Source organism: Marinomonas polaris DSM 16579, assembly GCF_900129155.1.
GTDB classification, from domain to species: domain Bacteria; phylum Pseudomonadota; class Gammaproteobacteria; order Pseudomonadales; family Marinomonadaceae; genus Marinomonas; species Marinomonas polaris.
In genome coordinates this window covers 102,837-117,798 of sequence record NZ_FQVF01000017.1, presented here as the reverse complement: position 1 = coordinate 117,798, position 14,962 = coordinate 102,837, and the positions used below count along the sequence as shown (strand labels likewise).

Annotated in this window: 13 protein-coding genes; 4 read left to right on the top strand and 9 right to left on the bottom strand. The window is 41.9% G+C overall.

Annotated features, from left to right (window positions below; all coding sequences use genetic code 11):
• Window positions 1–622 precede the first annotated feature (622 nt).
• Complete coding sequence (locus BUA59_RS17310; RefSeq protein WP_072840930.1) at window positions 623–1,534, bottom strand: AraC family transcriptional regulator; 912 nt, start codon at window positions 1,532–1,534, stop codon at window positions 623–625.
• 267 nt (window positions 1,535–1,801) lie between these two features.
• Here BUA59_RS17310 and BUA59_RS17305 point away from each other — a divergent pair, with 267 nt between their 5' ends.
• The 3 genes from BUA59_RS17305 (at window position 1,802) to BUA59_RS23495 (ending at window position 4,791) form a co-directional block, all read left to right on the top strand.
• Complete coding sequence (locus BUA59_RS17305) at window positions 1,802–2,908, top strand: alpha/beta hydrolase (RefSeq protein ID WP_072840929.1); 1,107 nt, start codon at window positions 1,802–1,804, stop codon at window positions 2,906–2,908.
• A 94-nt stretch (window positions 2,909–3,002) separates the two neighbouring features.
• Window positions 3,003–4,208: an MFS transporter gene (locus BUA59_RS17300; protein ID WP_072840928.1), complete on the top strand. Its 1,206-nt coding sequence runs from the start codon at window positions 3,003–3,005 to the stop codon at window positions 4,206–4,208.
• A gap of 43 nt (window positions 4,209–4,251) precedes the next feature.
• A complete protein-coding gene (locus BUA59_RS23495; RefSeq protein ID WP_084122511.1) occupies window positions 4,252–4,791 on the top strand; it encodes a cyclophilin-like fold protein in 540 nt (179 codons plus the stop codon).
• A gap of 169 nt (window positions 4,792–4,960) precedes the next feature.
• On the opposite strand, the gene BUA59_RS17290 is transcribed toward BUA59_RS23495, so the two are convergent.
• From BUA59_RS17290 to BUA59_RS17255, 8 genes are all read right to left on the bottom strand, one after another.
• Window positions 4,961–5,155 (bottom strand): hypothetical protein, encoded by a 195-nt coding sequence (locus BUA59_RS17290; protein WP_072840927.1) that lies wholly within the window; start codon window positions 5,153–5,155, stop codon window positions 4,961–4,963.
• A gap of 168 nt (window positions 5,156–5,323) precedes the next feature.
• Complete coding sequence (locus BUA59_RS17285) at window positions 5,324–6,157, bottom strand: carbon-nitrogen hydrolase family protein (RefSeq protein WP_072840926.1); 834 nt, start codon at window positions 6,155–6,157, stop codon at window positions 5,324–5,326.
• Window positions 6,157–9,975: a YhdP family protein gene (locus BUA59_RS17280; RefSeq protein WP_072840925.1), complete on the bottom strand. Its 3,819-nt coding sequence runs from the start codon at window positions 9,973–9,975 to the stop codon at window positions 6,157–6,159. Before BUA59_RS17280 ends, BUA59_RS17285 begins: the two co-directional genes overlap by 1 nt.
• 17 nt (window positions 9,976–9,992) lie before the next feature.
• Entirely contained in the window at window positions 9,993–11,447 is a 1,455-nt protein-coding gene (gene rng / locus BUA59_RS17275) for a ribonuclease G (protein WP_072840924.1), read from the bottom strand.
• Window positions 11,440–12,048: a Maf family protein gene (locus BUA59_RS17270; RefSeq protein WP_072840923.1), complete on the bottom strand. Its 609-nt coding sequence runs from the start codon at window positions 12,046–12,048 to the stop codon at window positions 11,440–11,442. Before BUA59_RS17270 ends, rng begins: the two co-directional genes overlap by 8 nt.
• Before the next feature lie 20 nt (window positions 12,049–12,068).
• A complete protein-coding gene (gene mreD / locus BUA59_RS17265) occupies window positions 12,069–12,542 on the bottom strand; it encodes a rod shape-determining protein MreD (protein WP_072840922.1) in 474 nt (157 codons plus the stop codon).
• The gene (gene mreC / locus BUA59_RS17260; RefSeq protein ID WP_072840921.1) at window positions 12,542–13,345 is read right to left on the bottom strand and encodes a rod shape-determining protein MreC; all 804 of its coding nucleotides are present in this window, start codon (window positions 13,343–13,345) and stop codon (window positions 12,542–12,544) included. Before mreC ends, mreD begins: the two co-directional genes overlap by 1 nt.
• A gap of 46 nt (window positions 13,346–13,391) precedes the next feature.
• Complete coding sequence (locus tag BUA59_RS17255) at window positions 13,392–14,435, bottom strand: rod shape-determining protein (protein ID WP_012069640.1); 1,044 nt, start codon at window positions 14,433–14,435, stop codon at window positions 13,392–13,394.
• Window positions 14,436–14,671: 236 nt separating this feature from the next.
• Here BUA59_RS17255 and gatC point away from each other — a divergent pair, with 236 nt between their 5' ends.
• A complete protein-coding gene (gatC, locus tag BUA59_RS17250) occupies window positions 14,672–14,959 on the top strand; it encodes an Asp-tRNA(Asn)/Glu-tRNA(Gln) amidotransferase subunit GatC (RefSeq protein WP_072840935.1) in 288 nt (95 codons plus the stop codon).
• Window positions 14,960–14,962 lie beyond the last annotated feature (3 nt).

Here is a 14,962-nt window from a genome sequence, read left to right as displayed (position 1 = left end):
ATATTTAATTTTATTGAGATGTTCTACAATCCGATAAAACGTCATTCTCATACAGGCGGCGTGTCACCTGCAAAGTTCGAAGAAATGTATTTTTTAGAAGAAACTACTGTCTAGCAAACTTAGGGAAGTCCACTTATAATTAAGCAATTTTAATAGCTCGTTTAACATGATCACCTCTAATTACGTATAAAATCTTGTCAATACGCATGCGCGTTTAGACAATTACAAAAAGCTCTGATGAACGCCGTAAGTAACTGAATCAAAGTTACTTTATGAAATCACTCATAGAAACTGAAACTGGAAAAACGAGCATGCGCGTTTAGTCTTTTATCTACAGGCTATTATTTCTAGGCTATAAATCCTTATTCATTGATACTAAAAGACTTTCTTATTTACTACCAGTACAAAGCGCACACAATTTTTAATCCCCCAAACTCAAACCACTTCACTCGCCACTACGGAACACATATACCATGATTTACTGTTGCGTCATGCGGTGACTTTATCGATAAATCAGTTGCCTTTCATTTCCGGTGGGGAGTGCCTGCTAGTGACTTTGCTTTTGATGCGTTGGTATAGATTCACTTTATTTAAGGGTGATTTTTACATTCGTGGCGATTCGTCAAATATTAGACTCAGCCCCTTTTCGTAATGCTTCGATATGTCGCTTTGGCGATTGCCCAAAGAGGCGAGCATATTCGCGGCTGAAATGAGAAGGACTTTCGTAACCTACTTTGAATGCTGCACTTGAAGCATCAAGACTGTCATTTAGCATCAAGCGCTTCGCTTCGTTCAGGCGTAACCATTTCTGATACTGCAAAGGACTCATCGCTGTGTGTTCACGAAAATGATGGTACAAAGTGGTGCTACTCATTTGAACATAAGCAGCCAACTCTTCAATCTGAAAGGATTTTGCATAATGTGTTCTAAGCCAAGTTACGGCTCGTGAAATTCTGTGGGCCTGACTACCTGTCGAGGCAATCTGCCAAAGCCGACCCGCTAGATCACTATTCAACAGTCGATAATGAATCTCTCTCACAATGAGAGGAGATAACGTGGCTATGGCATCAGGCTCATCAAGTAAAGCCAATAAACGAGTAAAAGGCTCCAATAACGATGAAGTAACCGTTCCTATTGCCGAGCTTCCACTAATAGAACTTTCATAAGGAGGAGGCATGCCATTTTGCGCAATAATATCTGCCATAAGTAGCATATCTAGCTTGAGCATTAGCCCTAAGCAAGGAAGATCTGGACTGGCATCGAGCACTTGTGAACTTGCAGGCAAATCGAGTGAGTTCAATAAAAAATGCTGAGTGTCATAAATGAAGTTTTGCTCCCCGACCAACAACTGCTTAGTGCCTTGAACGACAAAAAGAACACTTGCTTCAATCGTGCAAGGACAAGGTTCCGTTATTACTTCTCGGCGAAAAAAAGATAGGTTTTCGATTAACGTAGCGCAATCTTCCTGCCCTATTGTTTTTTCTTCGATAGCCTTAGCCAAGTCTTTTTGTATGCTGCTGATATCTCTATTCATGTATTTACTTCTAGTCTTTTGAGTGCGTTGAGTCGCATTGAATATCTTCAAAATATGATCTTTCCATAATAATTAGTGCACTACCCTAGGTCACGTGAAATTCTGCCATTCAGGAGTATCAGGCAAGAATCAGGCAGGATCCTGCTAACCCCCAAATACCCAGAGCTGTAAAACTAGATGCTAATGAATGCTTTCAGAAAGACGATGTTCAATGCCTCTTTGTGATCGACAACCGTTTTGCCTAACTTACTTATCTGGAGAATGACCATGGATAAACATACTGAAATTACAAATGTTTTAACTGAAAAGGATGTTCCTGATGAGGGACGTCGCAATATGATGAAACTAACTGGCGCAGGTATGGTTGCACTAGGCGTTGCTTCTCTAACTACTGGCAAAACCTTTGCTCAGTCATCAATAAAACTAAGCGATGAATGGGATAAAAAATTCGCCAAAAGTGACAAGGTTGACCATAAAAAAATTACGTTCAAGAACCGCTATGGTATTACCCTTGCCGCTGATCTTTACCAACCCAAAAATGCGTCTGGCAAATTACCAGCCATTGTCGTTGGTGGCCCTTTCGGTGCGGTGAAAGAGCAATCTTCTGGTCTGTATGCTCAAATAATGGCAGAGCGTGGCTTCGTCACTCTTGCTTTTGATCCATCTTATACAGGTGAAAGTGGTGGTGAGCCTCGTAACATTGCTTCGCCAGACATCAATACAGAAGACTTTAGCGCTGCAGTAGACTGCATTGGTATGCAAGGCAATGTGGATCGTGAACGTATAGGAATGATAGGCATCTGTGGTTGGGGTGGAATGGCATTAAATGCCGTTGCTGTCGATAAACGCGTCAAAGCAGTTGTAGCAAGCACTATGTATGATATGACTCGAGTCATGTCAAAAGGCTATAACGACAGCGTCACCCTAGAACAGCGTACACAAGGACTGAAACAATTAAGCCAACAACGTTGGGAAGATGCAGGTAAAGCAGCTCCAGCTTACCAAGCACCCTACAACGTATTAAAAGGTGGCGAGCCGCAATTCATGCTCGATTATCATGATTACTACATGACACCTCGTGGCTATCACCCACGTGCGGTGAATTCTGGTAACGCTTGGTCACAGACGACGCCATTATCTTTTATGAATATGCCGTTACTAACCTATATCTCTGAGATTTCCCCTCGTCCGGTTTTGTTCATCCATGGCGAAAAAGCACATTCGCTTTATATGGGCAAAACAGCCTATGAAAATGCGGCTGAACCAAAAGAGATGATGATCATTCCTGGGGCAAGCCATGTTGATTTATATGATCAAGTGGATGTCATCCCATTCGACAAGCTAACAAGCTTCTTTAAGCAACACCTAGCCTAATCGGCATCAAAATAGTTGAAGTAACTTCTGCACCATGCGGCTCTTTGAGCTCGCGTGGTGCTTTTTTGTAAAAACCGAGGCGTAACAAAAAACTATGGCACTCACCACATCTGATATTCATGATGGAACATCAACAGACAAGACTGATAACACGGCTCATTGGAGTGGCGTTTTTGCCATGTCTCTATGCGTATTCACGCTGATAGCGTCCGAATTTATGCCTGTTAGTCTGCTAACACCCATTGCCAGCGACTTACAAATTACGGAAGGAATGGCTGGCCAAGGTATTGCGATTTCTGGCGCCTTTGCCGTACTAACCAGCCTTTTACTGCCTATGCTAATTGGCACTATGGACCGCAAAAAGTTAATGCTGATGCTAACAGTCTTGATGGGGATCTCTGGAAGCATTGTCGCGCTAGCGCCAAATTATCCGACCTATATGCTTGGTCGTGCGCTCATCGGTGTAGTCATCGGTGGATTTTGGTCGATGTCCGCCGCCATGGCGATTCGATTAGTTCCATCTAATAAAGTACCTAAAGCTCTGGCCATTTTTAATGGTGGCAATGCACTGGCAACAGTAATTGCCGCACCATTGGGGAGTTATTTGGGCTCTATAGTAGGATGGCGAGGCGCATTTTTAGCTATCATTCCCATCGCACTGATCACCTTAATCTGGCAGTGGATGGCATTACCTTCTATGAAAGGGAAAGCAAGTACACCGGGTTCCGGCAATATTCTCAAGGCACTAAAAAGCCGCGCGGTTGCCTATGGTATGGCTGGATGTGGTGCTTTTTTTATGGGTCAGTTTGCCCTCTTCACTTATCTACGCCCTTTCCTTGAAACCGTCACACAAACCAGCGTATCAACACTATCGCTTCTATTACTCACTATTGGATTTTCAGGGTTTATCGGTACGTTAATCATCAGCTCAATACTAAAACGTACTTTATATGGTCTGCTTATTGGCATTCCCGTTTTTATGGCAGCAATTGCTGTAATGCTGATTCCTGCTGGAAGCGATGTTGCACCTGTCGCTTTACTACTGGCAATGTGGGGGCTAGTCGCAACTGCTGCACCTGTCGCTTGGTGGACTTGGCTGGCGAAAGCAATGCCACATAACGCAGAAGCTGGCGGCGGTCTGATGGTTGCAGTGGTTCAATTATCCATTGCATTGGGTTCGACAATAGGCGGCATACTCTTCGACGCAGACGGCTACCAAAGCACCTTTATTGCCAGTGCTGCTGTCTTACTCATTAGCGCCTTTCTGACGTTTCACGCATCTCGCATGCCAATACAGTAACGTACCTATCTATATACAAAAATAAAATAATGAGGACCCTATTATGAATAAATCCTTTCAAACCTATTCGGATAAAGCAAACATTTCAATCTTAATTGCGGGCCGTCAGCATGTAAGAATTCTGAAGCGAGTTGGCCTTTCATTGCTGCTTTTACTGACGATCGGTAAAGGCTATACAGCGCAGTCAACAACAAAACCTGTCACTGCTCAACCAGCATCCATAAACTTGGAAGAATCACAGATGTGGATAACCATTGGAGAACATCGTTTCGCAGCGACCTTAGCCGACACTGATGCGGCACGTGAATTTGCGGCTATGTTACCGCTAACCCTAGACATGGATGATCTGAACAGTAACGAGAAGGAAGCCGATTTACCAAAAGCACTGTCAACTGATACCTATCGACCTGGCACAATTAATAACGGGGATCTAATGTTATGGGGATCGCGCACTATGGTTGTCTTCTATAAAACGTTTAATACTTCATACTCATACACACGTATTGGGCATATAGAAGAGGCTACCAATCTACCACAAGAATTGGGGCGGAGAAATGTACAGATAACATTTTCCAAAGAGTAACGTCTAATGATTATTAGATGTTACTCCAATAAATCTACGCTTATCGATCAACGAAAAACCGGCTAAAAAGGTAAAAAAAGAGCCTCAACAGAGGCTCTTAGTATAATAAGTTGCGCGACAGCAATACCCTGTCAGAACTAAAAAATACTTATCGACAGTTCTTTAATAATCAATCGTCGTTTGAGTCATCCCAGAAGTCATCATCGCTATCACTTGGGTCACCATAATATGGTTCATCATCACCTTCGTCGTATTCATCATATTCGCTGTATTCATCACTAAGAGAATAATGGCTAGCCATGGCTGACTCTGAGATAAAAATAGTACTTGGTAGTGTTATGGTTTGTGTAGTTTGTAGATACATCAGACAGCCCTCCATTCTCAGGCTAATCAAGCAGGAATACTAAGCTTAGCAGGGAATATCTGATTTGGTAAAAGCAAATAATCTGAATTAATATTTCTATAATCTATAGTGATTATTTTAAAATTGATGCCCTCTCAAAGGTCTTAAGAAGGCTTGGGGGAAGGCTTGTTATGGGAGTCTACGGTGTGAAAGACAAGGCATTTTTTGTCTACAATTACTTAATGTCGTCTTTGTCATATTAAAAACGAAATACCCAGGCTCTTCTTCTAAAGAGGCTAGACGTTCGCCGAATGGAGAGTACAGAACACTGTGACCATAGGTTTGTCTAGTTTCATTATGCCAACCACATTGACCAACGCCAAGAACGTAACACTGATTCTCGATCGCTCGTGCGGCCAAAAGAATATCCCAGTGTGCTTTTCCAGTTACATAAGTAAATGCTGCTGGTACTAACAATACTTCAGCGCCTAACTTAGTCAATTCTCGGTAGAGCTCCGGAAAGCGCAGGTCGTAACAAATGCTCAGACCTACTTTAAAACCATCTACGTCAATTACTTTTAAAGCCAACTCTCCCGGTTCAATAACTCCGGACTCTTTGTAAGACGTCGCTTTATCATCAACGGTTACATCAAACAAATGAATTTTATCATAGCGCTCATGTAAGAGACCGTCAGGCCCAATAACCCAACATGTTTGTCTTACTCGTTCATCTGCAACCAGATTGCCGCTAGGTCTTAATAGCGAAGGATGTGATCCAACCACAAGATAGATTGAGTGTTCTTGAGCAAGTGCTGATATTTCTTTGAATATGACGCTCTGATCATCAGATTCAGCTAGGCTTCGCATTCCTTTACCATGAAACAAAAATACGTTTTCTGGTAATACAACCAATCGAGCACCGTCTCTTGCTGCAGAAGCAACAAGATGCTTCACTTCATGTAAGTTGTCTTGCCAACTTATCGTGCTAGTTAATTGAATAGCAGCAACACATAAAGTACTCATTATTTCGTTTTCTCTAATGGTTGATAGCGGATCGGCGTCATAACAGGGTCATTAAATGAGCCTTCTACTTTGTATTGCACACTGGTTACTTTTGACAACTGATCACCGATTAATTTGTCAGTAATAAATAGTAATCCAGCTAATTGTGGTGTGCCCCATAACAATCCAGCCAATGGAAGAGTTCCTGTTAAAGGAAAAGTTGCGGTCAGCTTTTCATTTAATGTTTCAGTCACAATATTAGCTTCCCCAGTAACAACCAACTCAGCTGAAGGAGCAATAATTGAAATAGGTGATGTGGTTTTTAAAATTCCCTTATCAAGAGAAAGTGCGCCACTAAATTTGTCATAAGTTAAACCTGGTTCGTACACATCAGAGAAGTCTAATAATAAACGTCGACTAAGCGCGCCAATATTAAAGATACCTAATGCTTTTAAGAATGCCGGTAACTCATCTACTTTACTAAAATTACCATCTTCAGCCGAGAAGCTAATACGGCCTGAAACAGACTCACGATCAAAGTAGAACGGATGACCTTTCCAGCTCAAACCGACATCAAATTTATATTTTTTAGAGGATACAAATGCATCATTCGAAAACTTTTTCGTCAATTCTGCTAGATCAGCACCACTTGCCGCCATTGCTAGCTCGACACTGGAATTGTCTCCTTTGTCTTGCCAAAACAAACTGCCTTTTAGACTACCTGTTTGTAATTTAGACGAAATAGGATCTATGCGAACAACATCGCCCTCTCTGAAAATAGCTAATTGCCAATCACCATAAGGATTTTCATTAAAATATAGCTGATCAACTGACAAGGTCATGTTAGGTATTTGTTTTGCTGAAATCGGCGATGACTTAGATTCAGGCTCAGAAGGGTCAGCTGGTGAAGTATTCCAACTTAAAAACCCAAAATGCAGATCTGGAGTTCCATCTTTATTAAGTAAAGAAAAGTTCATTTCATCAGAACTAACAAATAACGACTTATTTGTCGCCGAGTTATAAGCTACTTTAAAGTTGTGCCAAGTGTTACTAGGATTAACGATTACTTCATCAACAATTAGGTCTACTTTACTTAGCCATTCAGGGACATCTGGAACCTCAGCGCCCTCCGAAGACGTTGATACATCACTGGATAAATCAGTAAAAGCGGATTGCCAATCTTGAACATAGAATCGATCAAAGTCACCGGTTAGAACCAATCCTTTCGGAATTTTGGCATTTAAAGTTTGGTCTTTTCCGCCATTTAAAATCACCTCTCCACCCGCAAATTCACTATCTTGCAGCAAAATTCTTGCCTTGGATAAGGTCGCATAATCCGCATCAATAACAATATCTTTTTCGTGCTGCATCACTTTTATATGCAATGCTTTGGCTTCTACTGCATTTTTACCAACAGGCTCAGGCAAGTTAATATTCGCACCAAGCAAATCACTATCAATCACTAAATCAACTTGACCATCTTGTGACTGATTAACCGATAAGCGTCCAGTATAAGCCGCATTTCCAGATACTTTTTTGAGTGCTGCTTCTGGTAATTTCTGCCAAGCCGCTACCTGCTTTACATCAACGTCACCTGCAAAATCGCCGAAGACAGCAAGCCCACCGTTAGATGCTGCAGCAGACGATAGTATAAGATGCGATGATCCGCCCAAAACCTGAGCATCAAATTCTGAATTGGTTATACCTTGCTCTGAACTATAGCTTAAGTGCCCATTTGTAACGTGGGTAGAAAGGTCAATATCATTGATCGCTAAAAGGTTGTCTTTGAAATCAAGATTCAATTGTACTTTTGGTTCAACGCCTTCTTTAAAGGGAACTGCAACATCAAAACTGCCTTTGACTTTACCGCCCAATTGCCAATTGGCAAACGGCTGTAAAACTGAGTCTGCCAGTGGAGTTGCCCTCAAGGTTGCTAAAATAAGCGGCGCGTTATTACTAACCTTCCCTTTAAGGTTTAACCAATCAGCAGAGCCATTCGAAATAGGAACCGTTAATAATAAATTGCTGACAGGTAAATCAAGTAAATTACCTGATTTGACCTGAACCGAAACACCAACTTCATTAAATTCAAAAAAACCATTTACGTTAGTTGCTGTAGGCCAATTTTCATCAAACGTCACATCTGCATTACTTACATCTAACTGCACACGAACATGTGGTTCAGCGTCATCGGATAATTCGCTTTGAACTAAGACATCAACATTGTCTACTTTACCAGTATCTGCAAACGCCCCTTTTATCCATGACATGACATCATCACTAAGAGCTTTTGGAGGAAGATACGTTAAACGATCCGTAACCGAGAGATTACTGCCATGTAAGTCCAATGCAATCCAATCAGGTTCAGTGTCACGCACTTCTAATCGAAAACCACCACTTACATTCGCGCCATTACGTTGGACGGCTAAATCACGACCTTCTACCAAGAAAACATCTTGTTGTTGCTGCCAACTAACATAACCTGACAAAAAGCTAGTGCGCCAAGACTCGTCATATATAGTGTCGAAAGCTATTTCACTGTCTCTGCCGCGGAAATCGACATAGCCGCTTTCATCAGAAAGGCTAAGCACAGCATTAATATTACTTGCCTTGGGAATACCGTTATAACCTTTGATAGAAGCGGACTGTAGATTACTTAAAAATTGAAAAGACAATTCACCATTTTCACGCCATAAGCTAACAGAACCATTTTTGGCCATTCCACTTGGATCAAGTCCGTTCAAAATTTTTGATGCATTTGTATCTTCAGGCAAAAAATGAGCCGCGATTTTATGTGCTAAACCTAAATCCGCTCGCGCAAAGCTGATATTCGAGCGATTAGTCACCGACGACCAGTCAAATAATAGATCCGTTGTCGGATAATTTAAGCCATCTTTATCTTTGATGAGCATGTCGTGAACATCCATCCGTACACTCGGATGCTTTTGAGAATATCGAAGCTTAATAGAGGATGTCACCTCATATTTCTGGCCATCATCAAACGCCACATTTAACTGCGTTGCCTCAGTTCTTACTTCTAGTTCCTTGCCAACTAACGCATCCAACCAAATATCACCACCAAACTCTATAGAAGATAGCGAATAAGGATTATCTGGTAACATATCATTTAAAGGAATGGAAAATAATGGTGCTTTAATCGATGCTTTAACTCGATAATTACCCAGTAAACTACGAGTCTGATCAATGCGAGCGTCTAAATGAAAAGGTGATTGATAGTCGTCTAAATAGAGCTCTGACGTTAATAACGATTCAAACGACTTTTGAAATATATATACATGAGGAATGCGTACTGAATGCTGACCAAATTGATCACTGTCAATTTCCAATTCAGCGTCATAAATAGAAAAATTTCTTTGTGCGGATAAATAATCTAAAACACGTTCAACACCCACTTCATTGCCGACATTACGCGAAGGTGTCGCGCCATTTAGTCGCCACTGACCATCGCTTTCCTGCAAACCAACTTTAGGCCGTACAAATCGAATGTAGGTGAACTGAGGGCTCAAAGTAAGAAGTGACTTAACCGTATCTAATCGCACTCGCATTTCATTAACAGTGATCGCAGATTGGCCATTTGCTTGCAAATGAAATCCACTAATAGAAACCGTTGGATCAACACCTTCAAGGCGACCACCAATTTCTTCTAGCGTAACGGGATAGCCCATAATTTGTTGAAGATTATGCTCTATTTGAGGACGATAATGGTCTAGATAAGGCAGCAACTGCCCAACACTGACGGCAAAAATAGCAAGCAATGCCGATAAAGCAATTGCTCCCCAAAAAATAAAAAGGATCAGTTTACGCAACAACCAACGCATCTTAAGGCCTTTTTTTGCTAGCGCAAAACAACATCATATTGATCTTGCGTGTAGACAGAGTCCACTTGAAAACGAATCGTCTTACCAATAAAAGCTTCCAATTCAGCAACGGCAGCACTTTCCTCGTCAAGGAAACGTTCAACTACTGTGCTTGCCGCCAAAACGGTATAGGTTTGAGAATTATAAGCACGATCTGCTCTTAAAATTTCACGAAATACTTCATAACAAACGGTTTCAGGCGTTTTCACCAAACCACTGCCACGACAAGACCGACAAGGCTCACACAAAGTCTGACCAAGACTCTCGCGAGTTCTTTTCCTTGTCATTTCTACTAAACCAAGTTCCGAGACACCAGTGATTTTGGTTTTGGCATGATCCGCGTCTAATATTTTTTCGAGCATACGCAGCACTTGACGTTTATGTTCTTCATCTTCCATATCAATAAAGTCGATGATGATAATGCCACCAAGGTTTCTTAATCTGAGCTGTCGCCCTATTGCTGTCGCAGCTTCAAGATTGGTTTTGTAGATAGTCTCTTCAAGATTACGACTACCCACAAAAGCACCGGTATTCACATCTATAGTGGTCATTGATTCGGTTTGCTCAACCAACAAATAACCACCAGATTTCAACTGCACTTTACGGTCTAATGCTTTGTGAATCTCATCTTCAACACTGTATAGGTCAAAAATTGGACGCTCACCTGGGTAGTACTCAATACGATCTCTCAACTCAGGTATAAAGTCTTCGGCAAATGCCCGAAGCTTGGCGTAGTTTTCTTTAGAATCTATGCGGATTTTTTCCGTTGTTAATCCCACCAAATCTCGCATAGTACGCAAATGCAGAGGTAGATCTTCATAAATAATAGAAGGCGCTTTTGCATTTTGCATGCGGCGTTTAACAGACTGCCATAATCGTGTTAGAAATTTGATATCAGCAAGAATCTCTTCTTCACCGGCTCGTTCGGCAGCGGTTCGCAATATATAGCCACTGTTTTCATCAGCATCCGTTAGAGCTTCTGATACTAATGACTTAAGACGTTCGCGCTCAACTTCGTCTTCTATTCTTTGGCTTACACCGACATGCGCTTGATCTGGCATATAAACTAGGTAACGAGAAGGGATAGACAGATGAGTGGTTAAACGCGCCCCCTTAGAACTAATAGGGTCTTTTGTCACTTGAACCACAAGCGATTGCCCTTCACGCAAATAATCACCTATCTGATCACTTGGGTTAACAGCATCACGATTTACGACTTCTGATACATGAATAAACGCCGCTCTTTCAAGACCAATGTCTACAAAAGCTGCCTGCATACCAGGTAGGACACGAACCACCTTACCTTGATAAATATTACCGACAATTCCTTTACGACTAGAGCGCTCAATGTAAACTTCTTGCAATACACCGTTTTCAACTAGAGCAACACGAATCTCCATAGGAGTAACATTAATGAGTACATCTTCACTCATGAGACATTTCCTCTAGTGAATGAATTCCAAATTGGGTTAATAATTGCGCCGTTTCATAAAGCGGTAGCCCAACGACTGCAGAATAAGATCCTGAAATAGAGCGAACAAACACAGACCCTAGCCCTTGGATGCCATAAGAGCCAGCTTTATCTTTAGGTTCATTAGTTTTCCAATATTGATCTATTTCAACATCTGAGATTTCACGAAAAAGCACGTCGCTGGTAACACATTTTGTAGCGACATGTTCATGTTCTAAATTACAAAGACAAAGAGAGGTAATAACTTGGTGAGAGCGGCCGGAAAGCAGCCTTAACATCGATCTAGAATCTTCAAGAGACGCGGGTTTACCTAAGATACAACCATCAACCACAACACTTGTGTCTGAGGCTATAAAAATAGCTGACGTGTTAACGTCTGCTTGCCGCTGATATTTCAATGATGCCGCTTTCGCTTTTTCAATCGCCATACGCACAACATATTCTTCAGCCTTTTCTTGATGATTTGGAGTTTCATCTATATCGGCAGGCAAAACCTCAAACTCTTTCACCAAGAGGCTAAGTAGCTCTTTTCTTCTTGGCGAAGCTGAAGCCAAAACAAGCATAAACTTTCCCTAAAAACGGCCTAACGGATAGCATAAATGCGCCGTACGCTACGCAAAATAATAAATGACCAAGGCCACAATAGCCCAGTAATAACCGCAGGCATAAAGATCATTAAGGTCGGCTCAGCATGACCAAGATAGTGATCGATCCAGAAATCAACCAGCTGATTAATACTGACTAGCAAGCAGATAAAAAAGCCCTGTTGCCAACGATGATACATTCGCAATCGCTTGTAAAACACAGCGCATGTATAGGCGATAATGACATAAGTTAACGAGTGTTGACCTATTATGCCGCCCTGCAATAAATCGACCATTAAACCCAGAAACCAAGCCAAGCCAACACCCACGCGGAATGGCAAAGCAATAACCCAATAAAGAATAACCAACAACGCCCATTCAGGGCGGAACCAAACAAGCTCTTCAGGAAAAGGCATAGCTTCAAGCATTAAAGCCGTTAACAGAGTAATACAAAAAACAAAAATCGGTTTCATTATCGCCCTGCCTTCGGCTTTTCAATGAGCATGACATGACGGCTACGTCCCAACTGAGCTAAAGGAACGACGTCAACATCTGCATAAGCCTTACCTTGCGTGTACTTAACACTTCTAACCACACCTACAGGGTAGCCACTCGGAAAACGTTTATCCAACCCTGAAGTGGTTAAAATATCGCCCTTCTTGATATCAACAGATCGAGGAACACTCATTAGCTCTAAACGTTTCAAGCTCCCTGTGCCTCTCAAAATGCCTCTAAACCCTGTCCTAGTAAGCTGTACAGGAACAAAATGACTCGCATCGGCAATCAATAATACTCGACTACTGTATGCCGCTGTTTCTACTACCTGTCCCAATACACCAGTTGCGTCTAAAACAGGCTGACCAACGTAGGCACCAGAGGAAAAGCCTTTATCTATCATTAATTTATGACTGTACGCATTCTGATCAAAACCAATAACTTCCGCCATAACAATCTTTTCATCTACACGTTGAGAAGCATCTAGCAACTCGCGCAAACGAACGTTTTCTGCTTGGAGGGAATCGAGACGCTGCTGACGACTGCGCAGTAACAAAATTTCTGATTGCAGGGATTGATTCTCTTTTACCAATCCTTCTCTACTTGCAAGATGCTCACCAGCCCAATTAAGCATTTTCTGAGGCGTATTCACCACAACCTGGATAGGAGTCACAAGCAAGGTCAAATAAGGCCTTGCTTGTGAGAAAACAGAGTAACGAACATCTGCAATGATCATCGCCATAGACAAAATAACCAGCACAACAAAACGAGTGCTAGACACCTTGCCACTATACTGAAGCGAATTTTTAATGGTGCGCTCCTAACTTTTACTCATTGTCTGCAGTAAAAAGCTCAGATGCGTGCTTATCCATTAACTCTAGGGCCATACCGCCGCCACGAGCAACACAAGTTAGTGGATCATCAGCAATAATAACTGGCAAGCCAGTTTCTTCGCTGATTAAACGGTCGATTTCACGTAACAACGCACCACCGCCAGTTAACACCAAACCAGTTTCACCGATATCTGCAGCCAATTCTGGTGGAGACTGCTCAAGAACACCTTTAATAGCCTGAACAATTTGCGCCAAAGGTTCTTGTAGTGCTTCGAGAATTTCAGTACTGCTCAAAACAAATGAGCGTGGAATCCCTTCGGCCAAGTTACGACCACGAACATCGATCTGTAACTCTTCACCAGTGTGGTAAGCCATACCGATTTCAGTCTTGATTCGTTCTGCAGTTGCATCACCAATCAAACTGCCATATTGACGACGAACATAAGTTGTAATTGCTTCATCAAAGCGATCACCACCAACACGAATGGATTCAGATGTCACGATGCCATTCAAGGAAATAATAGCGATTTCAGTAGTACCACCACCGATATCAATCACCATAGAACCTGATGCTTCCGCAACAGGAAGGCCAGCACCAATCGCCGCAGCCATTGGTTCTTCAATAATATAAACTTCACGAGCGCCTGCGCCCAACGCAGATTCTTTGATGGCTCGACGCTCAACCTGTGTAGATTTGCAAGGTACACAAACCAAAACACGCGGGCTTGGTTTCAAAAAACTATTTTCGTGAACTTTGGAAATAAAATACTGCAACATTTTTTCTGTGACATGAAAATCAGCGATAACGCCATCTTTCATCGGGCGAATAGCCGTAATGTTACCTGGAGTACGGCCTAGCATACGCTTCGCATCGGTACCAACTGATGCTACTGTTTTCTGATTTCCATTATGACGAATGGCAACTACTGATGGCTCATCAAGCACAATCCCACGGCCACGAACGTAAATAAGGGTATTTGCCGTTCCTAAGTCAATGGACAAATCGCTTGAAAACATTCCCCTGATTTTCTTAAACATGAATTCTTACACCCTGATAATACGATACGAACAGCGTCAAAATGTAACAACCACGGGGCCAATGGGCAAGTTGATTCAGTGTAAAACTTAAAAAAGTTCCTATGTATTTCATTGTTTACTAAAAAAAATTTAATAAATAAAAAATAAGCCCTGTTTTTCCCCCTCTTCGCTTTATAGCAATACAACTAAGAGATACAATGGCAGCCATTTACGATAATCAAAATATCAGGTGGAACATGTCCATAGACAAACAAGACGTGCAAAAAATTGCACACTTGGCACGCCTCGCTCTTACTGAGGCTGATGCCGATCAATACCAGCAATCGCTTTCTAGCGTTTTATCACTTGTTGAACAAATGCAATCTGTTAATACCGATGGCGTTGAACCACTTTCCAATCCGCTTGAAATGACCCAAAGATTGAGAGAGGACATAGTCACCGAAGAAAACCGCCGTGACGCATTCCTAGCGAACGCACCGCAGACTGAAGCCGGCCTTTTCCTTGTACCAAAAGTGATCGATTAAGAG

Coding starts and splice junctions, on each gene's coding strand:
- BUA59_RS17310 (WP_072840930.1), bottom strand. CDS start 1,534: ATGAATAGAGATATCAGCAGCATACAAAAAGACTTGGCTAAGGCTATC.
- BUA59_RS17305 (WP_072840929.1), top strand. CDS start 1,802: ATGGATAAACATACTGAAATTACAAATGTTTTAACTGAAAAGGATGTT.
- BUA59_RS17300 (WP_072840928.1), top strand. CDS start 3,003: ATGGCACTCACCACATCTGATATTCATGATGGAACATCAACAGACAAG.
- BUA59_RS23495 (WP_084122511.1), top strand. CDS start 4,252: ATGAATAAATCCTTTCAAACCTATTCGGATAAAGCAAACATTTCAATC.
- BUA59_RS17290 (WP_072840927.1), bottom strand. CDS start 5,155: ATGTATCTACAAACTACACAAACCATAACACTACCAAGTACTATTTTT.
- BUA59_RS17285 (WP_072840926.1), bottom strand. CDS start 6,157: ATGAGTACTTTATGTGTTGCTGCTATTCAATTAACTAGCACGATAAGT.
- BUA59_RS17280 (WP_072840925.1), bottom strand. CDS start 9,975: ATGCGTTGGTTGTTGCGTAAACTGATCCTTTTTATTTTTTGGGGAGCA.
- rng (WP_072840924.1), bottom strand. CDS start 11,447: ATGAGTGAAGATGTACTCATTAATGTTACTCCTATGGAGATTCGTGTT.
- BUA59_RS17270 (WP_072840923.1), bottom strand. CDS start 12,048: ATGCTTGTTTTGGCTTCAGCTTCGCCAAGAAGAAAAGAGCTACTTAGC.
- mreD (WP_072840922.1), bottom strand. CDS start 12,542: ATGAAACCGATTTTTGTTTTTTGTATTACTCTGTTAACGGCTTTAATG.
- BUA59_RS17255 (WP_012069640.1), bottom strand. CDS start 14,435: ATGTTTAAGAAAATCAGGGGAATGTTTTCAAGCGATTTGTCCATTGAC.
- gatC (WP_072840935.1), top strand. CDS start 14,672: ATGTCCATAGACAAACAAGACGTGCAAAAAATTGCACACTTGGCACGC.